20 protein-coding genes are annotated in these 22,525 nt (G+C 70.8%); 16 read left to right on the top strand and 4 right to left on the bottom strand.

The window, feature by feature from the left end; genetic code table 11:
* Positions 1-9: 9 nt before the first annotated feature.
* Positions 10-855: an ABC transporter ATP-binding protein gene (locus ACG00Y_RS02645; protein ID WP_394475722.1), complete on the bottom strand. Its 846-nt coding sequence runs from the start codon at positions 853-855 to the stop codon at positions 10-12.
* A complete protein-coding gene (locus ACG00Y_RS02640) occupies positions 852-2,015 on the bottom strand; it encodes an MlaE family ABC transporter permease (protein WP_394475721.1) in 1,164 nt (387 codons plus the stop codon). The genes ACG00Y_RS02645 and ACG00Y_RS02640 overlap by 4 nt, the downstream gene beginning before the upstream one ends.
* Positions 2,016-2,090: 75 nt before the next feature.
* Here ACG00Y_RS02640 and ACG00Y_RS02635 point away from each other — a divergent pair, with 75 nt between their 5' ends.
* The 12 genes from ACG00Y_RS02635 to ACG00Y_RS02580 all read left to right on the top strand — a co-directional run bounded on the left by ACG00Y_RS02635 (position 2,091) and on the right by ACG00Y_RS02580 (position 14,454).
* Positions 2,091-2,714 (top strand): RNA polymerase sigma factor, encoded by a 624-nt coding sequence (locus tag ACG00Y_RS02635; protein ID WP_394475720.1) that lies wholly within the window; start codon positions 2,091-2,093, stop codon positions 2,712-2,714.
* A complete protein-coding gene (locus ACG00Y_RS02630) occupies positions 2,711-3,319 on the top strand; it encodes a zf-HC2 domain-containing protein (RefSeq protein ID WP_394475719.1) in 609 nt (202 codons plus the stop codon). Before ACG00Y_RS02635 ends, ACG00Y_RS02630 begins: the two co-directional genes overlap by 4 nt.
* Positions 3,316-4,521 (top strand): S8 family peptidase, encoded by a 1,206-nt coding sequence (locus ACG00Y_RS02625; protein WP_394475718.1) that lies wholly within the window; start codon positions 3,316-3,318, stop codon positions 4,519-4,521. The genes ACG00Y_RS02630 and ACG00Y_RS02625 overlap by 4 nt, the downstream gene beginning before the upstream one ends.
* A complete protein-coding gene (locus ACG00Y_RS02620; protein WP_394475717.1) occupies positions 4,521-5,240 on the top strand; it encodes a TorF family putative porin in 720 nt (239 codons plus the stop codon). The genes ACG00Y_RS02625 and ACG00Y_RS02620 overlap by 1 nt, the downstream gene beginning before the upstream one ends.
* 79 nt (positions 5,241-5,319) lie before the next feature.
* Positions 5,320-5,769, top strand: coding sequence for a hypothetical protein (locus ACG00Y_RS02615; RefSeq protein WP_394475715.1), 450 nt, complete (start codon positions 5,320-5,322; stop codon positions 5,767-5,769).
* Complete coding sequence (locus ACG00Y_RS02610) at positions 5,766-6,851, top strand: hypothetical protein (protein WP_394475714.1); 1,086 nt, start codon at positions 5,766-5,768, stop codon at positions 6,849-6,851. Before ACG00Y_RS02615 ends, ACG00Y_RS02610 begins: the two co-directional genes overlap by 4 nt.
* Before the next feature lie 34 nt (positions 6,852-6,885).
* Positions 6,886-8,463, top strand: coding sequence for a B12-binding domain-containing radical SAM protein (locus tag ACG00Y_RS02605; protein WP_394475713.1), 1,578 nt, complete (start codon positions 6,886-6,888; stop codon positions 8,461-8,463).
* On the top strand, positions 8,447-10,885 hold the full coding sequence (locus tag ACG00Y_RS02600) for a B12-binding domain-containing radical SAM protein (RefSeq protein ID WP_394475712.1): 2,439 nt from the start codon (positions 8,447-8,449) through the stop codon (positions 10,883-10,885). The genes ACG00Y_RS02605 and ACG00Y_RS02600 overlap by 17 nt, the downstream gene beginning before the upstream one ends.
* Complete coding sequence (locus tag ACG00Y_RS02595) at positions 10,882-11,706, top strand: class I SAM-dependent methyltransferase (RefSeq protein WP_394475711.1); 825 nt, start codon at positions 10,882-10,884, stop codon at positions 11,704-11,706. The genes ACG00Y_RS02600 and ACG00Y_RS02595 overlap by 4 nt, the downstream gene beginning before the upstream one ends.
* A 2-nt stretch (positions 11,707-11,708) precedes the next feature.
* Positions 11,709-13,109 (top strand): B12-binding domain-containing radical SAM protein, encoded by a 1,401-nt coding sequence (locus ACG00Y_RS02590; protein ID WP_394475710.1) that lies wholly within the window; start codon positions 11,709-11,711, stop codon positions 13,107-13,109.
* Complete coding sequence (locus tag ACG00Y_RS02585; RefSeq protein WP_394475709.1) at positions 13,106-13,837, top strand: methyltransferase; 732 nt, start codon at positions 13,106-13,108, stop codon at positions 13,835-13,837. Before ACG00Y_RS02590 ends, ACG00Y_RS02585 begins: the two co-directional genes overlap by 4 nt.
* On the top strand, positions 13,834-14,454 hold the full coding sequence (locus ACG00Y_RS02580) for a hypothetical protein (protein WP_394475708.1): 621 nt from the start codon (positions 13,834-13,836) through the stop codon (positions 14,452-14,454). Before ACG00Y_RS02585 ends, ACG00Y_RS02580 begins: the two co-directional genes overlap by 4 nt.
* Positions 14,455-14,465: 11 nt before the next feature.
* Here the strand turns inward: ACG00Y_RS02580 and ACG00Y_RS02575 are convergent, their stop codons facing one another.
* On the bottom strand, positions 14,466-15,620 hold the full coding sequence (locus ACG00Y_RS02575; protein WP_394475707.1) for a glycosyltransferase family protein: 1,155 nt from the start codon (positions 15,618-15,620) through the stop codon (positions 14,466-14,468).
* 88 nt (positions 15,621-15,708) lie between these two features.
* Here ACG00Y_RS02575 and ACG00Y_RS02570 point away from each other — a divergent pair, with 88 nt between their 5' ends.
* Both ACG00Y_RS02570 and ACG00Y_RS02565 read left to right on the top strand, forming a co-directional pair.
* A complete protein-coding gene (locus ACG00Y_RS02570; protein ID WP_394475706.1) occupies positions 15,709-17,436 on the top strand; it encodes an ATP-binding cassette domain-containing protein in 1,728 nt (575 codons plus the stop codon).
* A 309-nt stretch (positions 17,437-17,745) separates the two neighbouring features.
* Positions 17,746-20,217, top strand: coding sequence for a DEAD/DEAH box helicase (locus ACG00Y_RS02565; RefSeq protein ID WP_394475705.1), 2,472 nt, complete (start codon positions 17,746-17,748; stop codon positions 20,215-20,217).
* Here the strand turns inward: ACG00Y_RS02565 and ACG00Y_RS02560 are convergent.
* On the bottom strand, positions 20,214-21,521 hold the full coding sequence (locus ACG00Y_RS02560) for a leucine-rich repeat-containing protein kinase family protein (RefSeq protein WP_394475704.1): 1,308 nt from the start codon (positions 21,519-21,521) through the stop codon (positions 20,214-20,216). The genes ACG00Y_RS02565 and ACG00Y_RS02560 overlap by 4 nt on opposite strands.
* Positions 21,522-21,687: 166 nt before the next feature.
* Here ACG00Y_RS02560 and ACG00Y_RS02555 point away from each other — a divergent pair, with 166 nt between their 5' ends.
* Positions 21,688-21,999 (top strand): hypothetical protein, encoded by a 312-nt coding sequence (locus ACG00Y_RS02555; RefSeq protein ID WP_394475703.1) that lies wholly within the window; start codon positions 21,688-21,690, stop codon positions 21,997-21,999.
* 15 nt (positions 22,000-22,014) lie between these two features.
* Entirely contained in the window at positions 22,015-22,524 is a 510-nt protein-coding gene (locus tag ACG00Y_RS02550) for a hypothetical protein (RefSeq protein ID WP_394475702.1), read from the top strand.
* Position 22,525 lies beyond the last annotated feature (1 nt).

Below are 22,525 nucleotides of genomic sequence, written 5' to 3'. Positions count from 1 at the left end.
TCGGTGGAGTCAAACGGTTTGTTCTTCGCGCAGCACGGCGGGCACGCCGCCATCCTCGCTGGTGTCGTCCAGGCTGAGGCGGAAGCGCTTCAGGTCCTCCTCCGCGCAGCGCTCGACATGGCCCAGGAAGAAGTTGCGCACGAAGGGATGCGGCAGCCGCGCCACCTCGGCCAGCGGCCCGCAGGCCAGGATGCGCTGCTCGGCCAGCACGGCCACGCGGTCGACGACGGCGAACAGCGTGTCCACGTCGTGCGTGACCATCACGACGGTCAGGCCCAGCTCCTGGCGCAGCTTGCGCAGCAGCTTGACGAACTGCTTGGCGCTGTCCGGGTCCAGCCCGGCGGTGGGCTCGTCCAGGAACAGCAGCTGCGGGTCCAGGATCAGCGCCCGCGCCAGCGACACGCGCTTGATCATGCCGCCCGACAGCTCCGCCGGGCGCTTCAGTGCGTCGTCCGGCTTCAGGCCCACCTGGGCCAGCTTGAGCATGACCAGGGGCTTGACCATGTCCGCCGGCACGCTTTTGAGCTCGCGCAGCGGCAGCGCGACGTTGTCGAACACGCTGAGCGCCGAGAACAGCGCGCCGGCCTGGAACAGCACGCCCCAGCGGTAGCGCACGCGCTCCAGGTCGCGCACGGCGCAGCGGCCCAGCGGGTGGCCGAAGATCTTGACGCTGCCGGCCTGCGGCACGTCCAGGCCCAGCAGCAGGCGCAGCAGCGTCGTCTTGCCCGAGCCCGAACCGCCGATCAGCGCCATGACCTCGCCGCGATGCACGGTGAGGTTGAGGTGGCGGTGGATGACGTGGCTGCCGAAGGCGGTCGTCACGTTGTCGACTTCGATGATGGCTTCGGTGTTCATATGCCCACGTTGGAGAACAGCACTGCGAAGATCGCATCGACGACGATGACCAGCGTGATCGCCGTGACCACCGACTGCGTCACGCTCTGGCCCAGGCTCTCGGTGTTGGGCTTCACGCGCAGCCCGAAGTGGCAGGCCAGCAGCGCGATGAGGCCGCCGAACAGCACCGACTTGATCCAGCCCAGCCACAGGTTCACCGGCTCGACGACGCCAGGCAGCAGATGCAGGAACTGCACCGGGTCCAGCTTGAGCTGGGCGCTCGCGGCGGCAATGCCGCCCAGCAGCATCAGCGCGCTCGTCCACAGCGCCACCAGTGGCAGCGAGATGGCCAGCGCCAAGACCTTGGGCAGCACCAGCCGCACGGTGTGCGAGATGCCCATGACGGACAGCGCGTCCAGCTCCTGCGTGACGCGCATGACGCCGATCTGCGCCGTCATCGCCGAGCCCGAGCGGCCCGCCACGATGATGGCCGCCAGCAGTGGCCCCAGCTCGCGCAGCACGGCCAGGCCCAGGATGTTGATGACGAAGATGTCGGCGCCATAGGTCTTGAGCTGGCGCGAGATCAGGTAGGACAGCGTCAGGCCGACGAGGAAGCCCACCAGCGCCGTGATCGGCAGCGCCTGCGCGCCGGTGCGGTAGACGTTGGCCGAGATCTCGCGCCAGCCGATCAGCGACGGGTGGCGCAGCACCAGCACCACGTCCAGCAGCAGGCGGCCGGTCAGCGCGACAAGGTCGACGGCATGCCGCGCAAAGGCCATGAGCTGAGCCTCGGCAAAGGCCAGGCCGGGGCCCAGGCGGGGGCCCCGTTTGGGCAGAGCGACGGGCTGCAGGAACTGCGCGAACAGCGTCACGTGCTCCGGCAGCCACAGCAGCCGGGCCGGCGCCTTCCTGCCCCAGCCCTGCCACAGCGTCAGCGCGCCTGCGGTGTCCAGCCGGCGAACGCCGCGCAGGTCCCACAGCGGGTCGCTGCCCGCGGCCACGGCGCCGGCCACGCGCTGGCGGAACTCGTCGTAGCGGCCGCGCAGCGCCAGCAGCGTCCAGTCGCCGCTGACCCGCCATTCGCGCTCGCCGCTGGCCAGCAGCTGCGGTTCGGCGTCGGGCGAGCCGTCCTGCCACCCCTCGGCCGGCTCGGGCAATGACATTGAGGAGGCGTCGCTCATGGCCGCAACGATACCGCGCGGCAAAACCCTAGGATGCCGTTTGAACCTTCGGGCGTCGGCCTGGAACTCACACGCATGTCCATCTGGCCCAGCATCCGAAAGAAACGCGAGTCCGCCCCGCCGGAAGGCCGCGCGCAGACCTCGGAAACCGTCGAACTGACCCTGCTCGCCGGCATCCAGCGCGGCCGGCGGGCCGACTTCGACGCGCTCTATCGCGTCTACCACCCCCGGCTGTGGCGCTTCCTGACGCACCTGATGCGCCAGCCCGAGGCCATTGAGGAGGCGCTGAACGACACCATGCTGGTCGTCTGGCAGCGAGCCGACAGCTTCGACGGGCGCAGCAAGCTGTCGACCTGGATCTTCGGCATCGCCTACCGCAAGGGCCTGAAGGCGCTGAGCCGGCAAGACCTGCCGATGGACATGGACGAGGCCGACGAGGCGGCCGACCCGGGGCCGGGGCCGGTCGAGCAGCTCAACCTCGCCCAGCTGCGCGGCCGGCTGCGCGAGGCCATGGCCGAGCTGTCGCCGGAGCACCGCGCCGTCGTGGAGCTGTGCTACTTCCATGACATGGCCTACGGCGAGATCGCCGAAGTGGTGGGCTGCCCGCCCGAGACCGTGAAGACGCGGATGTTTTATGCGCGGCGGCGCCTGCGCCTGCTGCTGGATGACCTGGCCGGTCATCATGGAGAACTGTCATGAGTGTGGTGATCCCGATGGAACAACACGACGAGCATGCGGCCGTGCAGGCCTTGCTGCCCTGGTTTGCGCGTGGCCAGCTGGGCGACGATGAAATGGCCGAGGTGCAGCGGCATCTGCTGCATTGCCCCGACTGCCGCAACGAGCTGGCCGCCGAGCGGCCGATGCAGACGCTGCTGAGCGCGGCCGGCGCGGCGCCTGCGGGCGGTGACGTGGAGGCCGGCCTGGCGAAGCTGCACGCCAGCATGCGGCCCGAGCCCAAGCCGGCCCGGCAACGCTGGATGCCCTGGGCGCTGGGGCTGCAGGGCGCGGCATGCGCGCTGCTGCTGGGCCTGTGGCTGCAGGCGCGCGTGGAAGCGCCGGGCTACGAGGGACTGTCTGCAGCCGGCACGGCGCCGGTGGCGGCGGACGCCCTCGTCATGTTCAAACCCGGCACCAGCGAGCAGGCGCTGCGCGAGCTGCTGCGGGCGCAGGGCGCGAGCGTCGTCGCCGGGCCGACGGAGACCGGCGCCTGGCTGCTGCGCGTCGAGCCGCGCGGGCTGGCGGCGTTGCGCGTGTCGCCGCTGGTGGCGATGGCCGAGCCGCTGCAGCCCGGGCCGGCGCGATGAAGCGCTGGCTGGTGTTGCTGGCCGCGCTGCTGCTGATGGCGGCCGCGCCGCGCGCCTTCGCGCAGGCCGAGGAGGCGCAGCGCCAGGTGCTGGTCATGCTGAACCTGCCCAAGGCCCACTACCGGCCCGATGGCAGCTATGCCGGCAGCTACGGCACGGGCGTGGGCCGGCAGTCGCGCCAGCGGGTGGCGCAAGACCTGGCACGCCGCCACGGGCTGGAGATCCGCAGTGACTGGCCCATGCCGCTGGCCGGCGTGGACTGCTTTGTCATGCGCCTGCCCGACGGCGACCGCCGCAGCCCCGCCGAGGCCGCCACGGCCGTGGCCGAGGACGCTCGCGTGGCCTGGGCTCAGCCCGTCAGCCTCTATCAGGCCGAGGGCGCGGGCCAGGAGCCGCTCTACGCCGCCCAGCCCGCCGCGCAGCAGTGGCAGCTGGCGGAGCTGCACCAGCTGGCCACCGGCCGCGGCGTGCGCGTGGCCGTCATCGACAGCGGCGTGCAGGCCGACCACCCCGACCTGGCCGGTCAGGTGGCGCACAACCAGAACTTCGTCGACGACCGCCCGCCGCCCGCCGAGGGCCATGGCACGGCGGTGGCCGGCATCATCGCGGCGCGGGCCGACAACGGCGCGGGCATCGCCGGCATTGCGCCGCAGGCCCGGCTCATTGCGCTGCGCGCCTGCTGGCAGGCGGCCAATGCGCAAACCATGTGCACCAGCCTCGGCCTGGCCAAGGCCTTGTACGCGGCCATCCAGCAGGGCGCCCACATCATCAACCTGAGCCTGGGCGGGCCGGACGACCGGCTTCTGGGCCTGCTGCTGGACCAGGCGCAGGCGCGCGGCGCCACCATTGTCGCGGCGCTGCCGACCCGGGGCGGGCCGGGCAGCCGCTTCCCCGCCAGCCACCCGGGTGTGCTGGTGGTGGGCAACGCGCCGCCGCTGCCGATCGGCGCCGTGTTCGCGCCGGGGCGCGACGTGCCGAGCACGGCGCCGGGCGGCGGCTGGACGGTGGTGACGGGCTCGTCGTTCGCGGCGGCGCATGCGGCGGGGCTGCTGGCGCTGGTGCGCGAGCTGGACATGCGTGCGCCGTCGGCGACTGCCCTCGTCACGGCCGCCCAAGGTCGCCTCGACAGCTGCGCGACGCTGGCCCGCCACGTGGGCACGCGCGTGTCCAGCTGCAAGGCGCTGGGGCAAACTGTGGACTGATGCCCCCCGCGCGCCCGGCCCAATTTCTTCGACTGTTCACGCTGCTCGCCCCGCTCTGGCTGGGCGCTGCGGGCGCACAGGCGGACGTCGGCGCCACGCTGTCGCTGCAGTCGGACGCGCGCGAACGCGGCGTCAGCTACAGCGGCGACAAGCCCGCCGCGCAGCTGGGCCTGGCCTGGGACGGCGAGGGCGGTTGGTATGCGGGCGCGTCGCTGGCGCGAGCCCGCTTCGACAACGGCCGCCGCAGCGGCTGGCTGCGCGCCTATGGCGGGCGCGTCGTCGAGCTGCGCCCGGGGCTGGATGCCGAGGCGGGGCTGCTCGCGCACTGCTTCGACAACCTGCAGCACTACGACTTCGCCGAGGCCTATGCGGCCTTGCTCGGCGAGCGCTGGAGCCTGCGCCTGTACGCGTCGCCGGACTACTACGGCAACGGCCAGCGCAGCCTCTACGGCGAGTTCAACCTGCAGTGGCCGCTGACCCAGAGCGTGGCGGCCGTGGGCCACCTGGGCCTGCTGCGCGGCTGGGGTCGGCCCAGCGTCGTCTACCGCTGGCCGCCGCGCGCCTGGCGGCTGGACCTGCGTGCCGGCGTGTCCGTTCAGCTCGGCGCAGGCAGCGAGCTGCAGCTGCTGTGGGTGGCCGCCAGCCGGGGCGGGCCGTTTGTATGGATCGATGCGACGCGTCGCCGCACGGCGCTGCTCAACCTGACCACGGCTTTCTGATCAAACTTTTTCCTTTCGCTTGAACCCTCGCGTTGCGGGCCGGCACTCACGCCGCAATGACAACCGCGAAAGGGCAGCGATGAGGGTGAAGACAAGGATGTGGGTGGCGCTCGGCGTCACCGCAGCGTTGGTCGCAGGTTGCGGCGGCGGCAGTGGTGACGGGCTGGATGCAAATGGCCGGCCTGTCGGTGAAGGCACTGACCCGAACGGGCCGATGACGGCGAGCTTCGCCTCCATCCAGGCGCATGTCCTCACGCCCGCGTGCACCGGCTGCCATGCCGGCGCCAGCGCGCCGCGCGGCCTGCGGCTGGACGCGACCAACAGCTACGCGATGTTGGTGGGCGTGAACAGCGGCGGCGTGCCCTCGCTAAAGCGCGTGGCGCCGGGCGATGCGGCCAACAGCTACCTCATCCACAAGCTCGAAGGCCACCAGGCCGTCGGAGCGCGCATGCCGCTGGGCGGGCCCTTCCTCGACGCGCCGACGATTGCGCTGATCCGCCAGTGGATCAACAACGGAGCCCAGCCATGAAGGCCGCACGCCTGTTGCTGGGCCTGGCCCTGGCACTGTTGATCTCCGGCGCCGCGCGCGCCGAGCCCTATCTCGCCATCCGCAGTGGCATCAAGTGCGTGGCCTGCCATGTGAACCCGACCGGCGGCGGTCTGCGCAACGCGGTGGGCAACGCCTTCGCCCAGGGTGCCATCCCGGCCAATGCGCTGCCCGACGCACTGCAGGGCTGGAACGGCTCGCTGTTCGACGACCGCCTGCGCCTGGGTGGCGATCTGCGCACGGCGACCACGCGCACGGCGGTCTCCGGCCGGCCGACCACGCAGGTAGGCGGCACGGAGCAGGTGCGGCTGTACGCCGACGTGCAGCTGATCAAGGACTACCTGGGCGTCCATCTGGACCAGCAGGTCGCCCCGGGCAAGGCCGAGCGCCAGGAGGCCTATGTGCGCCTGTCGACGCCGGGCCTGGGCTGGTATGCCAAGGCGGGCCAGTTCTACCTGCCGTTCGGCTGGCGGCTGCAGGACAGCCTGGCCATCGTGCGGCAGCTCAGCGGCGTCAGCATGACGGTGCCCGACAAGGGCGTGGAGCTGGGCCGCGAGACCGATGAGTGGTCCATCCAGGTCGTGCGCAGCAATGGCCCGGGCAACAGCGGCGGGTCCGGCGGCCACCAGACGACGGCCCAGGCGACCTGGCTGCAGCCCTGGGGCCGCGTCGGCGCGGCGGCGGCGCGGGTCAAGTCGGCGGCCGGCAACCGCGAGGCCTACGGGCTGTTTGCAGGCACGACGACAGGCCCCATCGCCTGGCTGGCCGAGGTCGACCTGGTCAGTGACACCGGCTACCCCGAGGGCAGCCGCCGCCAGTTCGCGACGCTGCTGGAGGCCAACTGGCTGGTGCAGCAAGGCCACAACCTGAAGCTCACCAGCGAGTACCTCGACCCGGACCGCCGCGTGGCCAACGACAACAAGGTGCGCTGGAGCCTGGTCTACGAGTACACGCCCATTGCCTTCGTGCAACTGCGCGCGGGCTACCGGAAGTTCGGCGGCATTCCGCAGAACGCGGTCGACAACCGGCGACTGAGCTTCGTCGAGCTGCATGGCATGTTCTGACAGCGTCGTGACAGTGTCGCCCGTCGGCGTCCCCATGGTCTTCCTGAGACGGCCTGCCGTCGCACAGGCAGACGCCAACACGACCGTAGCTGCGACGCCCAAGCCGGCCATCCTGCTCTTCAATCCCTGGGCCACGCGCACCTGCCGCGTGCCGAACAGCCTGCTGCACATCGCCGCGGCTCTGGGCGGCACCTGTGAGGTCGAGCTGGTGGATGGGAACCTAGAGCCTGATCCCTGGGCGGTGATCGAGCCGATGCTGGCCTCCGGCCGCTTCGGCTTCTTCGGCTGTACCGTGATGCCCGGGCCGCAGTTGCGGCAGGCGGTGCCGGTTGCCCGCCAGGTGCGGGAGCGCTTTCCCGGCATCGTCACGATTTGGGGCGGCTACTTTCCTTCCAACCATCCGCAGGCCGTGCTGCAGTCGGGCTGGGTGGACTACGTCGTGCAATCGGCCGGCGAGGGGGCTCTGCCTGCGCTGTTGCGGGCGCTGTGCGAGGGGCGCTCGACCGATGCGATCCCGGGACTGATTTTTCAGCGGGAGGGTGGCCTGGTGCGCACCGGCCGCGCGCCGATGCCCGACCTGGACCTCCAGCCGCCACTGCCGCTCAACCTGCTGGCGCGGCGCCACCCGATCGCGCGCTACCTGCCCCGCACCTTCCTCGGCCGCCGTACCCACGCCATGCACACCAGCATGGGCTGCCCCTTCATGTGCGCCTTCTGCGCCGTGGTGCCTCTCTACCAGGGGCGCTGGGTGGCGCGCTCGGCCGAGTCGGTGGCCAACGACGTGCTGCAGATGCGCGACGCCCACGGCGTGGACGCCATCGAGTTCACAGACAACAACTTCTTCGTTTCCGAGAAGAGGGTTCGCGCCTTTGCCGAGCGCATGCGCGGGCAGGGCATGACCTGGTGGGGCGAGGGCCGCATCGATACGATGGATCGCTACAGCGATGAGACGCTGGCACTGATGCGCGAGGCCGGCTGCCGCATGATCTTCTTCGGTGCGGAAAGTGGCGACGACGAGGTGTTGGCCATGGTCGACAAGGGCGGCCGCCAGTCGGGTGAGCAGATCCTGCGCTTCGCCGCCCGGCTGCTGTCGTTCGGCATCATCCCCGAGTACTCGTTTGTGCTCGGCTTTCCGCGGCCCACCGAGGCCCAGGTCTGGAGCCAGATCCAGCGCGACATCGGCTTCATCCGCAGGCTTAAGGATCAGAGCCCGGCGACCGAGATCATTCTCTACATCTACAGCCCGGTGCCCACCGAGGGCAGCGCGCTGCAGCAGAGCAGCCAGGCCGCCGGTTTTCGCTTCCCGACCACGCTGGAGGAATGGGTGAGCCCGTCGTGGGCCTCGTTCGACCTGCACCGCAATCCGCTGACGCCGTGGCTGACGCCAGAGATGGTGCGGCACATCCACGACTTCGAGACCGTGTTGAACGCTCGTTATCCGACGTGCACCGACTTCAGCCTGGGCAACTGGGGTCGCCGAATGATGCAGCTCGCATCGCTGCCGCGCTACTGGAGCGGCGTGTACCGGCGGCCGCTTGAGTTGAAGGTGTTGCAACGCCTGCGCCGGTATACGCGTCCCGAGGTGGAAGGGTTTTATGCTGAAGCTCACTGAACCCGGAGCAGCGCTGAGGCTGCCGCTGGATGTCGTCCAGCAGGCGGTGCTGAGGACGCTTGCCTATCGCCAGGTGTTCGGCTGCCCATTGACGCTCGAGGAGGTGAGGCAATTCCTGGACACGCCGTGGGTGTCGATCAGCGAGGTGGCGGGCGCACTGCAGCGTCTGCAGACCGCAGGGCTGGTGGCCTACCGGGATGAGTGCTTCTGGATCGCGGAGATGGGCGACCCGATCGAACGTTGGTCGGCCAACCGCGCCCGCGCCGACGAAGCCATGCCGCAGGCGGTTGCCGTCGGGCGCGGCCTGATGCGCCTGCCTTTCGTCGACGGTGTGGCCATCTCAGGCTCGCTGTCCAAGCGGTCGCTGGCAGAGGATGGCGATTTCGACTTCCTCATCATCACGCGCCCGGGGCGGTTGTGGCTGGTCTACGCGTTGCTGCGATTCCACCGACGCAAGCTCGCCTCGCCCGCGATGCTGTGCTCCAACTACACGATCGCGAGCCACAGGCTGGCGCTGGAGCGGCGGGATGCGTTCACGGCGATGGAGCTGTCCACGTTGATCCCGGTGGCTGGCGGGCCTGTGCTCAGGCGCATGCAGGAAGCCAATCTCTGGGCTAAGACCTATCTGCCGAACCGGCCTATCCAGGCAAGCCCCGAAGAGCCCGTGCGCACCGCGCGGCGCCGTCTCGGCGAGATGGCCTTGAGCGGGCCTGTGGGTGGGCTGCTTGACTGGTGCGCCTGGCGGCTGGTCTGCCGGCGTCATCGCCGCACCATTGCGCAGTTGCAGTCGCTGACGGCGCGCAACAGCTTTGAAGTCAGCCGGGATGTGGCCAAGGTCCACAGCATGGAGTGGAAGTACCGCATCCTCGACCGCTACCAAACGAATCTGGACCGGTTGGAGCAGCAGGCAGGTTCACCCATCTCGCGTGGCACCGCCGACGGCACCGTGCTGGTGGCATCCGCCTACTACTACCGGCTCGATCCCAAGCAATGGCAGGCCGGCAAGCCGTATCCGCCGCTGGGCAGCCTGTATGCGGCCGGGCTGGTGCGCAGCCTTGGCTTCACAGCCGGGGTGTTCGACGCAGGCCTGGCCGACAGCGAGCTCGACTTCCTGCGCCGCCTGGAGCGCGAGCGCCCGGCCTTCGTCCTCCTGCAGGAGGACGGCTTCAACTACCTCACCAAGATGTGCCTCGACCGCATGCGGGATGCAGCCCTGCAGATGGTGAGGCTGGCACGCGCCTTCGGAGCCCGCGTGGCCGTCTGCAGCTCCGACGCGACGGACTTCCCCGAGCCCTATCTGCGCGCGGGCGCGGCGGCCGTCATACGCGGCGAAAGCGAGGCCACGCTGGCCGACGTGCTGACCGCTTGGCGCGACGGCAGGCCCTGGGCCGACATCCCGGGGCTGGCCTACCTGGACGGGGATTGCGTGCTGCGCTCTCAGGCACGGGCGCCCATCACCGACCTGGACCGCCTGCCCCCGCCGGCCTGGGATCTCGTTGACCTGGCGCCCTATCGAGAGATCTGGCGGCGCCGGCACGGCCGCTTCTCGCTCAACGTCGCCACCACGCGCGGCTGCCCGTATGCATGCAACTGGTGTGCCAAGCCGCTCTATGGCAAGCGCTACACCGTCCGGTCGCCGGAGCAGGTGGTGGATGAGATGCAGCTGCTGGTGCAGCGCCACGGCGCCGAGCACTTCTGGATCACCGACGACCTGTTCGGCCTGAAGCCGGGCTGGGTGCAGCGCTTTGCAACGCTCGTGCAAGAGCGTGGCCTGGACTTGCACTACACCATCCAGACCCGCGCCGACCTGCTGCTGCGCGACGCCGGGGAGCTCCACGCGATGGTGCGTTCGGGCCTGGAGACGGCGTGGATTGGTGCCGAGAGCGGCTCGCAGCGTGTCCTCGACGCGATGGACAAGGGCATCACCCGTGCACAGATCGACGGTGCCGTGCAGGCGCTGAAGCGGCACGGTGTCAGGTCGGCCCTGTTCTTGCAGTTCGGCTATCTGGGCGAAACGGGCGAGGACATCCGACTCACGCAGCAGATGGTAGCTCAACTGATGCCCGATGAGATCGGCATCTCGGTGTCCTACCCACTGCCGGGCACCAAGTTTCATGATCGCGTCAAAGCCCAGATGGGGAGCAAGACCCACTGGCTGCATAGCAACGACCTGGACCTGATGTTTCCCGGCACCTTCTCACCGGCGTTCTACCGGCATCTGCATGCCTACACGTCGCGGCGTTTCCACGTCGCACGCTGCTGGTCGGTGCTGCGTGGGCGGTTGCCGCCACCGGCGCGCGGTGGCCGGCTCCGCACGCTGGCCTCCCTGCTGCGTGTCACGCCGTCGCTGCTGTCAGCGCGGATTGGCATGTGGCGCGAACAGCGTCTGCCGGCGCCCGCCGGCGCCGTGGTCTCGCCATGAGTGCGGCCGCCTTTGATGCATTGGCCGCCGGCTACGACGGCGACTTCACCCACAGCCTGGTGGGTGCGGCGCAGCGGCGCGTGGTCTGGGACGTCCTGGACGACTGCCTGTGCCTGCATGGCCGGACCCTTGCCGTGCTCGAGTTGAACTGCGGCACCGGCGAGGATGCACTGCACATGGCCCGCGCCGGTCATCGTGTGGTGGCCACCGACGTGTCGGGCGAGATGCTGCGCGTGGCGCGCGGCAAGTTCGAGTGCAGCGGGCTCGGTCATCGGCTGCAGACGCAGCTGCTGGACGTCCAGGCGCTGGCATCCGGTGAGGTGAGGGCGCAGGACCTGGGCGGGCCGTTCGACCTCGTGTTCTCCAACTTCGGTGGTCTGAACTGCCTGTCGCCCGAGGTGCTGCAAGACTTGGCGGCTCCGCTGGCGGCTTGCCTGGCGCCACAGGGGCAGGTCATCGCCGTCGTGATGCCGCGGCTGTGCCTGTGGGAAAGCGCCTGGGCCTTGCTGCACCTGCAACCCCGCCGGGCCGCACGGCGCTGGCGCGGCGGGCCGGTGTCGGCCCGCCTGGGCGACGCCCAGCCCCCGCTGTCGGTGTGGTACCACGGCGTGGCCGACATGCAGCGGGCTCTGGGCAGCCACTTCCAGCGCGAGCGGGTACGCCCGGTCGGGTTGGCGGTGCCGCCGTCCTACCTGGAACCGCTGGCACGCCGTGCGCCGCGCTGGCTGGCGCTGATGGAGCGGCTTGACCGCCGCTGGCTCACGGCCGCCTGGGGTGCCTGCCTGTCGGACCATGCGCTGATTCAGTGGCGCAGGCGGTGACGATGAGCCTGATCCTGACACACGGCTATTTCATCGCCGACGACGCCATCGAGCAGCGCATCATGCGGCCCTATCCGCCGCTGGGCCTGCTGTCCATCTCGGCATGGCTGGATCGCGACGGCATTGACCACCACGTCATCGACGCCACTTTCCTCGATGCCGACACCTTCGTGCAGCGCGTGGGTGCCCTGCGGCCGCGCATGATGGCCTTCTACGTGACGCTGATGACACGCAGCTCGGTGCTGCGTCTGATCGCGGCGCTGGGCGGTGGCGAGGACGGCCCCGTCATCGTGCTGGGCGGGCCCGACGTGCGCCACAACGCCGCCGACTACCTGAGCCACGGCGCGCACCTGCTGGTCGTCGGCGAGGGCGAGCAGACGATGGCCGACGTGGCGCGGCTGTCGCAGGAGGCCTGCCGGGACGCTGCAGCGTTGGCCGCGATCCCCGGCCTCATTCACGCCGATGCCCAGGGGCAGCCGGTGTTCACTGGCGATCGCCGCTTCGTGCCCGAGCTCGACGAGCTGCCCGAGCCCGCGCGTCATCGCATCGACCTGCAGCCCTATCTGCAGGCCTGGCGCGCCGCCCATGGCCAGACCTCGCTGAACGTCAGCACCCAGCGCGGCTGCCCCTACAAGTGCGCCTGGTGCAGCCGCGCCGTCTACGGCACCAGCTACCGCCGCCGCTCGCCACAGCATGTGGTGGCCGAACTGCGCAACCTGGTGGACCGCTACGCACCCGACCAGTTCTGGTTCGTCGACGACGTGTTCACGATCAACCACAACTGGCTCGCCGGGTTCGCCGAGGCGCTCGATGCCGCCGGGCTGCGCATCCGCTACGAATGCATCACGCGGGCCGATCGCATGAACGAGCGGGTCGTGCAGCTGCTGGCACGCACCGGCTGCGTGCGCGTCTGGATAGGCGCGGAGAGCGGCTCCCAGCGCATCCTGGACGCCATGCAGCGTCAGGTGCGCGTCGAGCAGGTCACCGCGATGATCCGCGCGGCGTCCGATGCGGGCATCCAGACCGGCACCTTCCTGATGCTGGGCTACCCCGGCGAGACCGAGTCGGACATCGTCGCCACCGAGCGCTACCTGCGTGAGGCGCGGCCGGACCTGTTCACGGTGACGCTGGCCTACCCGATCCGCGGCACGCTGTTCCATGACCAGGTGGCCGACCAGACCACGGCGCCGCCTTTCGATCAGGGCAGCGACCGCGACCGCCGCTACCCGCGCACCTACAGCGACGACTACTACCGCCACGCGGTGCGTCTGCTCACCCACACCCATGCGGTGACCACGGCCGCGCGCCCGTTCGGTGCGCGCGCGCTGGCCCACCGGCTGGCCTGGTGGCGCTCGCGGCTGGGCATGTGGTGGCATCGCCGCAGCGGGATGCAGCCGGCATGAGCTGGGGCCTGCCGCGCCACGGCCTGCTGGCGCGCCTCGCGCGCGGGCCGGTGCGGCGGGTCGTCTCGCCGTGGCTGCAGCGCCGCCTGGCGCGCGCCGGCCGGGAGGCGCAGCACTGGCGCCTGGGCAGCTTGCGGCTGCGCATAGACCCGGGCGTCTTCCCGCCCGGCCCGACGCTGAGCTCGGCGCTCTTCGCCCGCTGGCTGCTCTCGGCAGACGGCCCCGGCCCGTGGCCGGGCCGTCGCGTGCTCGACATGGGCTGCGGCAGCGGCGTCATCGGCCTGGCCGTGGCCCGGGCCGGCGCGCAGGTCATCGCGTCGGACATCAACCCCGCTGCGGCGGCCAATGCCGCCTTCAATGCGCAGGCGAACGGGCTGGCGCTGACGGTGGTGGTGGCCGACCTGCTGGCCGGCATCCACACCCCGGCGCTGGACTGCATCCTGATCAACCCGCCGTATTACGCGCGCGCGCCGCGTTCGATGCCTGAGCGGGCCTGGTTTTGCGGTGCGGGCTTCGAGTTCTTCGACGCGCTGTTCGCGCAACTGGCCGCGCTCGACCTGATGCGCACGGAGGTGCTGATGGTGTTGTCGGAGGACTGCGACGAGCAGGGCATCCGGCAGGCCGGCCTCGCCCATGGGCTGCACCTGGTGTTGCGGGGGCGCGGGCAGGCCTGGCTGGAGCGGAACGTTTTCATGCGCGTGGTGCGGGTTGCCGAGGAGGTTCGGTGAGCGCGCGCGAGGGTGTCATCGCGACCCATGTGCTGCTGTCATGCGGCGCGACGCTGGCCTGGCTGGTGGCGCTGATGGCACGGGCCACGCCCTGGCGCCGGCATCACGTGCTGATCGGCCGCGGCCTGGTGGTGCTGGTTGTCACCAGCAGCGTGCTGGCCGTGGGGCTGGCGGCGGATTCGGGCAACCGCTTCGGCGTGCTGTTCGCGCTACAGCCGCTGCTGCTCGCCCTGAGCGGCGCTGCACAGTTCCTGCGGTCGCGGTGGGTGGTGCACGGGCTGGGCGTCGTGAGCCTGCTGGTGGCGCTGGGCGTGCTGCATGGCTTCCTGCGCTTCCTGGTCGCGCGCGATCTCATCGACGTGCTGGCTTTCGCATGGACGGCGCTGACGCTGGGAGTCCTGGCGGCTGCTGACCTGCGCACCGGGCACAGGCAACCCTGGCGTGCCCACGCCCACCGCATGCTGGCGGTGGGCTGGTTCTACGTCGCGGAGCTGTGCATCTTCGTCTTCGACCCGCAGCCAAGCGTCATCGCCTGGGCGGGCGCAGCGCTCGTGCCGGCGGGCGCTGCATGGTGGCTACATCGGCGCCCGGTGGGCCTTGACTTGAGGCACGCATGATCATGCCGCCATCAGCGCCGGGCCTGCACCTCGTCGATGAGTTGCACCGCGCGGTGCAGGCTGGTGTGATCCCGGTACACGCGCTCCAGCGCGCCCCGCGCGATGCGCTCGCGCCCCGGCCGGTCGTCCAGCCAGCGATCGAAGGTGTCGTGCAGCGACCCCGGTCCGCGCGGCACGGCGATGAGTTCGTCGTCGTCGAAGTGCTGCCGGGTCAGCGGGCTGAGTTCGGTGATCTGGAAGGTGGCGCTGGCGGCGGCGGCGTAGACGCGCTGCGTCAGATCGCCGGCCACGTCGAGCAGGGGCGCCACCAGCGGAGCCAGCGACACGCGGGCCAGGGCCTGGCAGCGGGCGTGCTCTTCAACCGGCAGCCGCGGCACGCCGAAGCCCCAGGTCTCGCGTTCGCCGAACAGGCCGTGGTGCCGGGCGAGGATGCCGCACATCGTCTGCCACACCGCCTTGACCCGCTCCGGATTGGCCACGGACAGGTGGGCGTAGTCGAACACGCGCTCGCCGGCATGGGGTCGGTCGCGAAACGGGCTGGCGGCCTGCGGCAGCCACAGCAAGGGCTTGCCGATGGCCAGCCACGGCGCTACCGAGCGCTGCATGAACGGCTCGGCATGCAGCGACAGCAGCAGGTCCGCGCCGGCGCCACTGGCCATGCGGTCGAGGCGCCGGGACTCGGCGGCGGTCAGTGGCGCGCGGGACTCGGGGCTGTCGCGTGCGGGGATCAGCAGCCGCGTGCAGCGCGATGGCACATCCATGCCGACCGCTTGCAGGCGCAGGTGAAGCTGATCCGTGTCCAGGCCGAGCAGCAGCGTGGGCTGGAAGCCCGCCACCAGCGCCGGCGTCAAGCCCTGCTCGTCGTCGATGCGCAGGGCCGCCACGCCGATGTGCTTCAGCGCGCAGCGCAGGTCTTCGAACCACACCCGGCCCGCTGGCGAGGGCAGGGTGATCAGCAGCACGCGTTCGCCGCAGGCGGCGCGGATCTGGCTGAAGCATGCCAGGGCTTGCGTGCACAGCTCGGCGCCGCGCTGCTGCAGGTCGGTGTCGGGCGTCTCGGCCGGCCGGGGCCGTGCTTGCAGGCGGCCGGCGATGCAGCAGGCCTGCACATGCCGGCGCATGCCGCGCAGCCGCGCCTTGTCGCCCCAAGCTCGCCATCCCTCCATCCGGTCCGTCCCGTTCGTCTGATTTCACTATGCCATCGGCAGGTTGGCTCACGTGGGTTCCTCATTCAAGCCAACGCGGTTCAATCCGATGCCTGAACCTGCCAGCGCCGCGGCAAAACCGCTGGATGTGGCTGCGCTCGCTCGTCGCCCGGGGCTGGCGGCCCCGCTGCGCTCCTGGCGGCCGGGCCGCGTGATGCGGTCGCTGTGGCGGTTGCTTGGCGCACGGTCGACGGCGCTGGCCGCCGGGCTGCTGATGGCCTTGCTGCGAGCCGGCGTGCTGCTGCTCGTGTCCGCTGCGGTCGGGCAGGTCGTGCGTGGCATCGATGTGCCGGCCTGGGCCGGCGTCGCTGCCGCAGGCTTGCTGGCTGCGGCCGTGCTGGGCTATGCCGGGCAGCGCATCGTCATCGATGCCATCCAGCACGGCCTGACCCGCCTGCGCGAGCAGTTGGTGGACCGGCAGCTGAGCCTGCCGGTCGACGTAGTGCTGCGCCACGGCGCCGAGGGCTTCGTGCTCGGCATGACGCGCGACAGCGAGTTGCTGGGCCAGATGGCGCGCGCCTGCTTCGGCACGCTGCTGCCCGGGGCGGTGCTGGTGCTGTTGTGTCTGGGCGGCATCGCCCTGACCCTGCCCGCGCTGGCGCTGCCGTTGCTGTTGGCGCTGTCGGCACTGTGGCTGGTGCGCCAGCGGCTCTCGCTGCGGCTGGCGGCTCAGATGGCCTTGACGCACGAGGCCATCGACCAGCTCTACGAGCAGCTCGGTGGCAGCGTGCTGCGCCATGAGCTTGCGGTCAGCCAGTCTCATGAATCTCATGAACGCGAGGCGTGCCGCGCCACCATCGCTCATACCCATGCGCTCGCGCGCAGGCTGTCGGGTACACAAGCCTGCACGGCCGAGGTCGATGCGCTGGTGCTTGGCTTGTCGTTGCTGGGCCTGCTCGCTTGGGTGACGACCGCCGGCGGGCCTGCGGTCTCCGGGCCGCACCTGGCCACGGTGTTGTTCCTGCTGCTGGCATTGCGCAGCGCCTTGCAGGGCTTGCTCGGCGCGCTGCAGGAGATGGCGCAAGGCATGCCCGCGCTGGCCGGCATCGAGCGCCTGCTGGCGATGCAACCGGCGCCCGCGCATGAGGGGACCGTGCTGCCGACGCGCTGGCGGGTCACGCTCGAAGACGTGAACTGCCGTGTGGGCGGGCGTGTCCTGTTCCGCAACGTCGACCTGACGCTCGAACCCGGACGCATCGCCGTGCTGACCGGCGAGAACGGCGCCGGTAAGACGACGCTGTTGCGCGTGCTGCTGGGCCTCGGCGAGGCGGACAGCGGCGCCGTCTGCGTTGACGGCGTGCCCTGGGCCTGGATCGATCGCGCGGCGTTCCGTCGTGGCGTGGGCTACCTGCCGCAGAACCCGGTGCTCTTCGCCGGCACCGTGCACGACAACATCGCCTATGCCGCCCCCGGCGCCACGCGCGTGGCCGTGCAGGCTGCGGCGCATGCCGTGGGCCTGGGGGTGGCGCTGAGCGAGCGGCCCGAGGGGCTGGCGACGCGGCTGGGGCCGGGCGGCAGCCCGCTGTCGGGGGGGGAGCGCCAGCGCGTGGCCCTGGCCAGGGTCTTGTTGCGCCGGCCCCGGCTGCTGGTGCTGGACGAGCCGACGAACCACCTGGATGCCGCCAGTGCGCAGGCCCTCATGGCCTTGCTTCGGCAACTGCCGGATGACCCTGCAGTACTGATCGTCAGCCACGCACCGGCCCTCATCGCCCAGGCCGATCAGGTGCTGGCGATGGTGGACGGGCGCCTGTGCGCGCGCGACCACTCCTGCCCGTGATGCAACGCAGGGGACACTGGGAACAGGAACGGCGGCTCTGCCCGCCACCGACATTCAGCCTTGGATACGGCCGCTACCCCCGTTTCCTGAAGCCCGGCCAGGGGGCTGAACGGGCTGAGGGTCGGCGCGATGTTGTCGCTCACTTGGTGCAGCATCAGTGCTCATCGGGCCGCCGTCTTGAACCGCTCTGCAGCCGCCTTGACGTGCCGCGAGGCCGCGTGGATGTTGGTGGTGATCAACGATTGAGGATCGTTCGCCTTGTCGTGCAGCGGCAACAATGCCGCTCCCGCCGCCACACACGCTGATGCCATGCCTGCTGCCGCTGCGCGCAAAGCCAAGCCCGCAACCCGTCCGACAACGAGCGCCGAGCCCCGCCTGTCGCGCACCCGCCGCCCCGAGACGCTGCCGGTGGCCGACTGGCAGGCGGCGCTGCGACGCCAGTTCGGCCGCGAACAGGCCTTCGGCTTGCGCAACCTGGGCAGCGAGCCGGTGTTCTCGACCTTCCGCGTCGACAACCCCGACAGCGGCACGCACTACCAGGTCACCATCCGTGGCCTGGAGCCGGGCCGCAATACATGCAGCTGCTGGGACTACGCCACCAACCACCTGGGCACCTGCAAGCACATCGAGTTCACGCTGGCACGCCTGCAGGCGCGCCGCGGTGGCAAGGCGGCCCTGGCACGCGGCCATGGGGCTGCTCACAGCGAAGTCCGGCTCGACTACCTCGGCGCCCGCCAGCTGCGCCTGCACCCCGGCGCGGCCTGCCCACCGGCGCTGCTGAAGCGGGCGCGCCAGAGCTTCGACGCCGCCGCCGGCTGGGCGCTTCCCTGGAACCGGCTCGACGACGTGAGCACGCTGGCCCGGGCGGCGCAGGCCGCCGGCCACGAGCTGCGCGTGAGCGACGATGTCTGGGCCTTCATCGCCCAGGTGCGCGACGCCGAGCAGCGCCAGCTCACACTAGCCCAGGCCTACCCCAAGGGCGCGCACGACAAGGCGCTGCACAAGCTGCTGAAGGCGCGCCTCTACCCCTACCAGGCCGAAGGCGCGCTGTTCGCGGCGCGTGCGGGGCGGGCCTTGCTGGGCGACGAGATGGGCCTGGGCAAGACGGTGCAGGCCATCGCCGCCGCCGAGTTGATGGCGCGCCACTTCGGCGTGCAGCGGGTGCTGGTGGTGTGCCCGACCTCGCTGAAGCACCAGTGGAAGGCAGAGTTGGCGCGCTTCGCCGGCCGGCCCGCGCAGGTCATCCATGGCCTGCGGCCGCAGCGCCAGGCGCAGTACGCCGAGGACGCCTTCTGCCGCATCGTCAACTACGAGATGCTGGCGCGCGACGCCGACCTCATCGCCGGCTGGGCGCCCGAACTGGTCATCGCCGACGAGGCGCAGCGCATCAAGAACTGGAACACGGTGGCGGCCCGCGCGCTCAAGCGCATCGCCAGCCCCTACGCGCTGGTGCTCACCGGCACGCCGCTGGAGAACCGCCTGGAGGAACTGATCTCCATCGTGCAGTTCGTCGACCAGCACCGCCTGGGCCCGACATGGCAGCTGCTGGACGAGCACCAGTTGCGCGACGACGCGGGCCGCGTCATCGGCTACCGCGCGCTGGACCGCATCCAGCAGACGCTGGCGCCGGTGATGCTGCGCCGGCGCAAGGCCGAGGTGCTGGCCCAACTGCCCGAGCGCGTGGACAACCGCCTGTTCGTGCCGCTGACGCCGCAACAGCGCGTGCACCATGACGAGAACGGCGGCATCGTCACGCGCATCGTGTCGCGCTGGCGCAAGACGGGCTACCTGTCGGACGTGGACCAGCGCCGCCTGCAGTGCGCACTGCAGAACATGCGCATGGCCTGCAACAGCACCTTCCTGCTCGACCACGAGACCGACCATGGCAGTAAGGCTGATGAGCTGCTGACCTTGCTGGACGAGTGGCTGGAGGACCCCGCCGCCAAGGTGGTGGTGTTCAGCCAGTGGCTGGGCACGCACGAGCTGATCGGCCGCCGCCTGGCGGGCCGGCCCTGGGGCCATGTGCTGTTCCACGGTGGCGTGCCGGGCGATCAGCGCGGCGCGCTGGTGGAGCGTTTCAACACCGACCCCGACTGCCGCATCTTCCTGAGCACCGATGCCGGCGGCGTCGGCCTGAACCTGCAGCATGCCGCCGCGCTGGTGGTCAACATGGACTTGCCGTGGAACCCGGCGGTGCTGGAGCAGCGCATCGGCCGCGTGCACCGCATGGGGCAGTCGCGCGGCGTGCAGGTCGTCAACCTGATCGGCCAGGGCAGCATCGAGGAGGGCATGCTGGGCGTGCTGGCCTTCAAGAAGAGTCTGTTTGCCGGCGTGCTTGACGGCGGCGCCAGCGAGGTCTTCCTGCAGGGCACGCGGCTGGCCAGCTTCATGAAGAGCGTGGAGCAGGTGGCGGGGGCGATGGGGGAGGACGAGAGCGCCGGGGAGGGCGTTGGGCCGGTGGCGGCTGAGGAACACGCGCTGCCCGAGCCGTTGCCTGCTGCGGTGGCCGCTGTGTTGCCCAAAGAGGCGGCTGCGCCTGCCGGGGAGGCTGCCGACGGCGGCGAGAAGCCGGTGGCCGAGGCTGATGCGTGGGCCCAACTGCTGCAGGCCGGCGCGGCGATGTTGCAGGGCCTGGCGGCGCAGCGCCAGCCTGGCGCGGCGCCGCCCATCCGCATCGAGCGCGACCCCGAGACGGGCCAGCCCAGCCTGCGGTTGCCAATGCCCGACCCGGCTTTGCTGGGGCAACTGGCGAAGGCGCTGGCCCCGTGGTTGAAGACTTAGGCGACCTGCACCAGCAACAGCTTGGCCAGTTCCGCAGCGCTTGGTCGGCGGTCTATGTCCGCCTGCAGGCAGGCCTGCGCGAGCGCTGACATGGCCTGCAGCGGCGGCGTGCGCTCGTCGCAGCAGGCCACCAGCTCTTCCAGCAGGCAGCCCAGCGCGCGCACGTCCAGCGCCTGCAGCCTAACGGCCTGATGCGCCGGCACGCTGGCCAGGAAGGACGCCGCGCCGAAGTCGCCCAACCGCGCCTGACCCAGGCCGTCGTGCAGGATGTTGTGTGCGTACAGGTCGCCGTGCGTGAGGCCGCGCGCGTGCAGGTGGGCCAGCGCGCTGGCGATGCCGGCGGCCACGGTCAACGCGGCGCGTGGCGTCAGGCGCAGGGCGGGGTCGTAGACATCGCGCGTGCAGCTGGCCAGGCTGGGCGGCCCGGCCAGCGTGCGGAACTCGGGGCCCACCAGCGGCATCAGCAGGCCGTCGGCACCGGCCGGGTGGTCGCTGAGGCGGCCGATGGCGGGAATCAGCTGCGGGTGCGCGCCCGCATGCAGGCAGGCCGCCAGCTCCGTGGAAGGCAGGCCGTCGCTGGTGACCTCGCCCTTGAACACCTTCACCGCGACCGCCTCGCCGCCGGCCGGGGCAGCGCGGTAGATGTGGCCCGACGCGCCTTCGCCCAGCAGCCCCTGCACGTCGAGCTGTGACCACGGCACGCTCGGCATGGGTGCGTGGTTGAGCGCGTGCGCCTCGTGCGCGGCGCTGAAAGGATTGCCGCCGTGGGCCAGCCAGGTCAGCCGTGGCAGCGCCAGCAGCCAGTCGGGCAGGCCGTCGAGCTGGTTGGCCGAGATGCGCAGCAGCTCCAGCCGCCCGCAGGCCGCGAGGCTGGCGGGCAGGGCGCGCAGCCGGTTGCCGGCCAGCGCCATCTTCTGCAGGCGCGGCCTGCGGCCCAGCTCGTCGGGCAGGGCGGTGATGCGGTTGTCGGTCAGGATCAGCCAGCGCAGCCGCGGCGGCAGCGCGATGGCTGGCACCTCGGCGATCTGGTTGGCCTTGAAGCCCACCATCTCCAGAGCCTCGCACCGGCCCAGCACCTCGGGCAGCCGCGTGAAGCGGTTGTTGGAGCAGAAGATCACGCGCAGCCGGTGCAGCCGGGTGAGGTCGTCGGACAGGTCGTCCAGCTCGTTGCCGGACAGGTCCAGCTCCTCCAGCGAGTCGGCCAGGGAATAGACCTCCTCGGGCAGCTCGCGCAGGCCGGCGCGCAGGGTCAGGCGTTGCGCGCCCTGGAGGGCGCCGCTGCGAAGTTGGGTCAGGGTGTTCAAACGGGCGGTCCGCTGGTTGCCGGAAGAGGGCAAGTATTGTGGTCGCGGGGCGCAGGGCGCGTCGGCAGACAACAAACGAAACAAGATGGCAGCGCGCTTGAAGCGCGGCTGATGCAAGCGGTGGCCACAGTACCGGCTTCTCTTCTGTCAATCCAAGGGCCAAGCCATGAACCGCATGCACCGTTCGAACGTTCGCAAGATCCAGTCGTCGTTGACCACCTGCATGGCGACCTGCTGCCTGGCAGCGGGGCTGGCCTTCTCGCCGGCCAGCCATGCGGCGGAGGACCTGGGGCCGTTGAAGGCCTTGCTGGCCGACAGCCTGGCCAAGGGCCGCGGTGTCACGGTGCATGCCGCAGGTGCGGCGATTGCGATGGTGGTGACGTCGGTCGAGGGCTGTTGCGTGGTGGGGCGCAACGCGCAGTCTTCGCGCATCGTGGTGCGCCTGGACCGCATCGATGCCGTTGTTGCCGGCTTTTGAAAAAGCATCCGTGCCATGAATCCCGTGTCGATGGCGATGCTTGCCAGCCTGTTCACCTGGGCAGGTGGGCTCTTGGGCGCCCCGTCGACCGTGGTGCTGGTGCTCTACGGCTTGTACCGGGCGGTGGGTGCCGGCGGCGACGCGAGTGAGCGTGCAGCGGGCGCCGGGTTTGGCAGCAACCCCGACGCCCTCCTGCTGATGCTCAAAGGGATCAGCACGGCCATCGCCTCCATCGCCGGTGCGGTGGGGTCGGTGGCGCAGTGGATGTTCAACGTGGTGGCCATGGTTGCCGTGGCGGGCCTGGTGGTCGCCACGCTGTGCTGGTTCACCGGCCGTGGCCTGGCGGCACAGGCGGCCTGGGCGCGCGTCAGCGCCGCTGCGATGCTCACGCTGCTGCTGTTGCCGTCGCTGCTGCTGGCCTTGTCGGCGGGCAGCGGCGTTCGCTGGCCCATGATGGCGCTGGCGGCCTTCTGCCTCCTGGCGCTGCACACCGTGTGGGCCGGCTACCTGCCGCAGAGCCGGTGAG

The sequence above is a fragment of the Pelomonas parva genome, from assembly GCF_043555835.1.
Taxonomy (GTDB): Bacteria; Pseudomonadota; Gammaproteobacteria; order Burkholderiales; family Burkholderiaceae_C; genus Pelomonas; species Pelomonas parva.
This window is presented reverse-complemented; position numbering and strand designations above follow the sequence as displayed.

Bases quoted from the DNA above. Each gene is read 5' to 3' on its own strand.
- ACG00Y_RS02645 (WP_394475722.1), bottom strand. From the start codon at position 855: ATGAACACCGAAGCCATCATCGAAGTCGACAACGTGACGACCGCCTTC.
- ACG00Y_RS02640 (WP_394475721.1), bottom strand. From the start codon at position 2,015: ATGAGCGACGCCTCCTCAATGTCATTGCCCGAGCCGGCCGAGGGGTGG.
- ACG00Y_RS02635 (WP_394475720.1), top strand. From the start codon at position 2,091: ATGTCCATCTGGCCCAGCATCCGAAAGAAACGCGAGTCCGCCCCGCCG.
- ACG00Y_RS02630 (WP_394475719.1), top strand. From the start codon at position 2,711: ATGAGTGTGGTGATCCCGATGGAACAACACGACGAGCATGCGGCCGTG.
- ACG00Y_RS02625 (WP_394475718.1), top strand. From the start codon at position 3,316: ATGAAGCGCTGGCTGGTGTTGCTGGCCGCGCTGCTGCTGATGGCGGCC.
- ACG00Y_RS02620 (WP_394475717.1), top strand. From the start codon at position 4,521: ATGCCCCCCGCGCGCCCGGCCCAATTTCTTCGACTGTTCACGCTGCTC.
- ACG00Y_RS02615 (WP_394475715.1), top strand. From the start codon at position 5,320: ATGAGGGTGAAGACAAGGATGTGGGTGGCGCTCGGCGTCACCGCAGCG.
- ACG00Y_RS02610 (WP_394475714.1), top strand. From the start codon at position 5,766: ATGAAGGCCGCACGCCTGTTGCTGGGCCTGGCCCTGGCACTGTTGATC.
- ACG00Y_RS02605 (WP_394475713.1), top strand. From the start codon at position 6,886: ATGGTCTTCCTGAGACGGCCTGCCGTCGCACAGGCAGACGCCAACACG.
- ACG00Y_RS02600 (WP_394475712.1), top strand. From the start codon at position 8,447: ATGCTGAAGCTCACTGAACCCGGAGCAGCGCTGAGGCTGCCGCTGGAT.
- ACG00Y_RS02595 (WP_394475711.1), top strand. From the start codon at position 10,882: ATGAGTGCGGCCGCCTTTGATGCATTGGCCGCCGGCTACGACGGCGAC.
- ACG00Y_RS02590 (WP_394475710.1), top strand. From the start codon at position 11,709: ATGAGCCTGATCCTGACACACGGCTATTTCATCGCCGACGACGCCATC.
- ACG00Y_RS02585 (WP_394475709.1), top strand. From the start codon at position 13,106: ATGAGCTGGGGCCTGCCGCGCCACGGCCTGCTGGCGCGCCTCGCGCGC.
- ACG00Y_RS02575 (WP_394475707.1), bottom strand. From the start codon at position 15,620: ATGGAGGGATGGCGAGCTTGGGGCGACAAGGCGCGGCTGCGCGGCATG.
- ACG00Y_RS02570 (WP_394475706.1), top strand. From the start codon at position 15,709: ATGCCTGAACCTGCCAGCGCCGCGGCAAAACCGCTGGATGTGGCTGCG.
- ACG00Y_RS02565 (WP_394475705.1), top strand. From the start codon at position 17,746: ATGCCTGCTGCCGCTGCGCGCAAAGCCAAGCCCGCAACCCGTCCGACA.
- ACG00Y_RS02555 (WP_394475703.1), top strand. From the start codon at position 21,688: ATGAACCGCATGCACCGTTCGAACGTTCGCAAGATCCAGTCGTCGTTG.
- ACG00Y_RS02550 (WP_394475702.1), top strand. From the start codon at position 22,015: ATGAATCCCGTGTCGATGGCGATGCTTGCCAGCCTGTTCACCTGGGCA.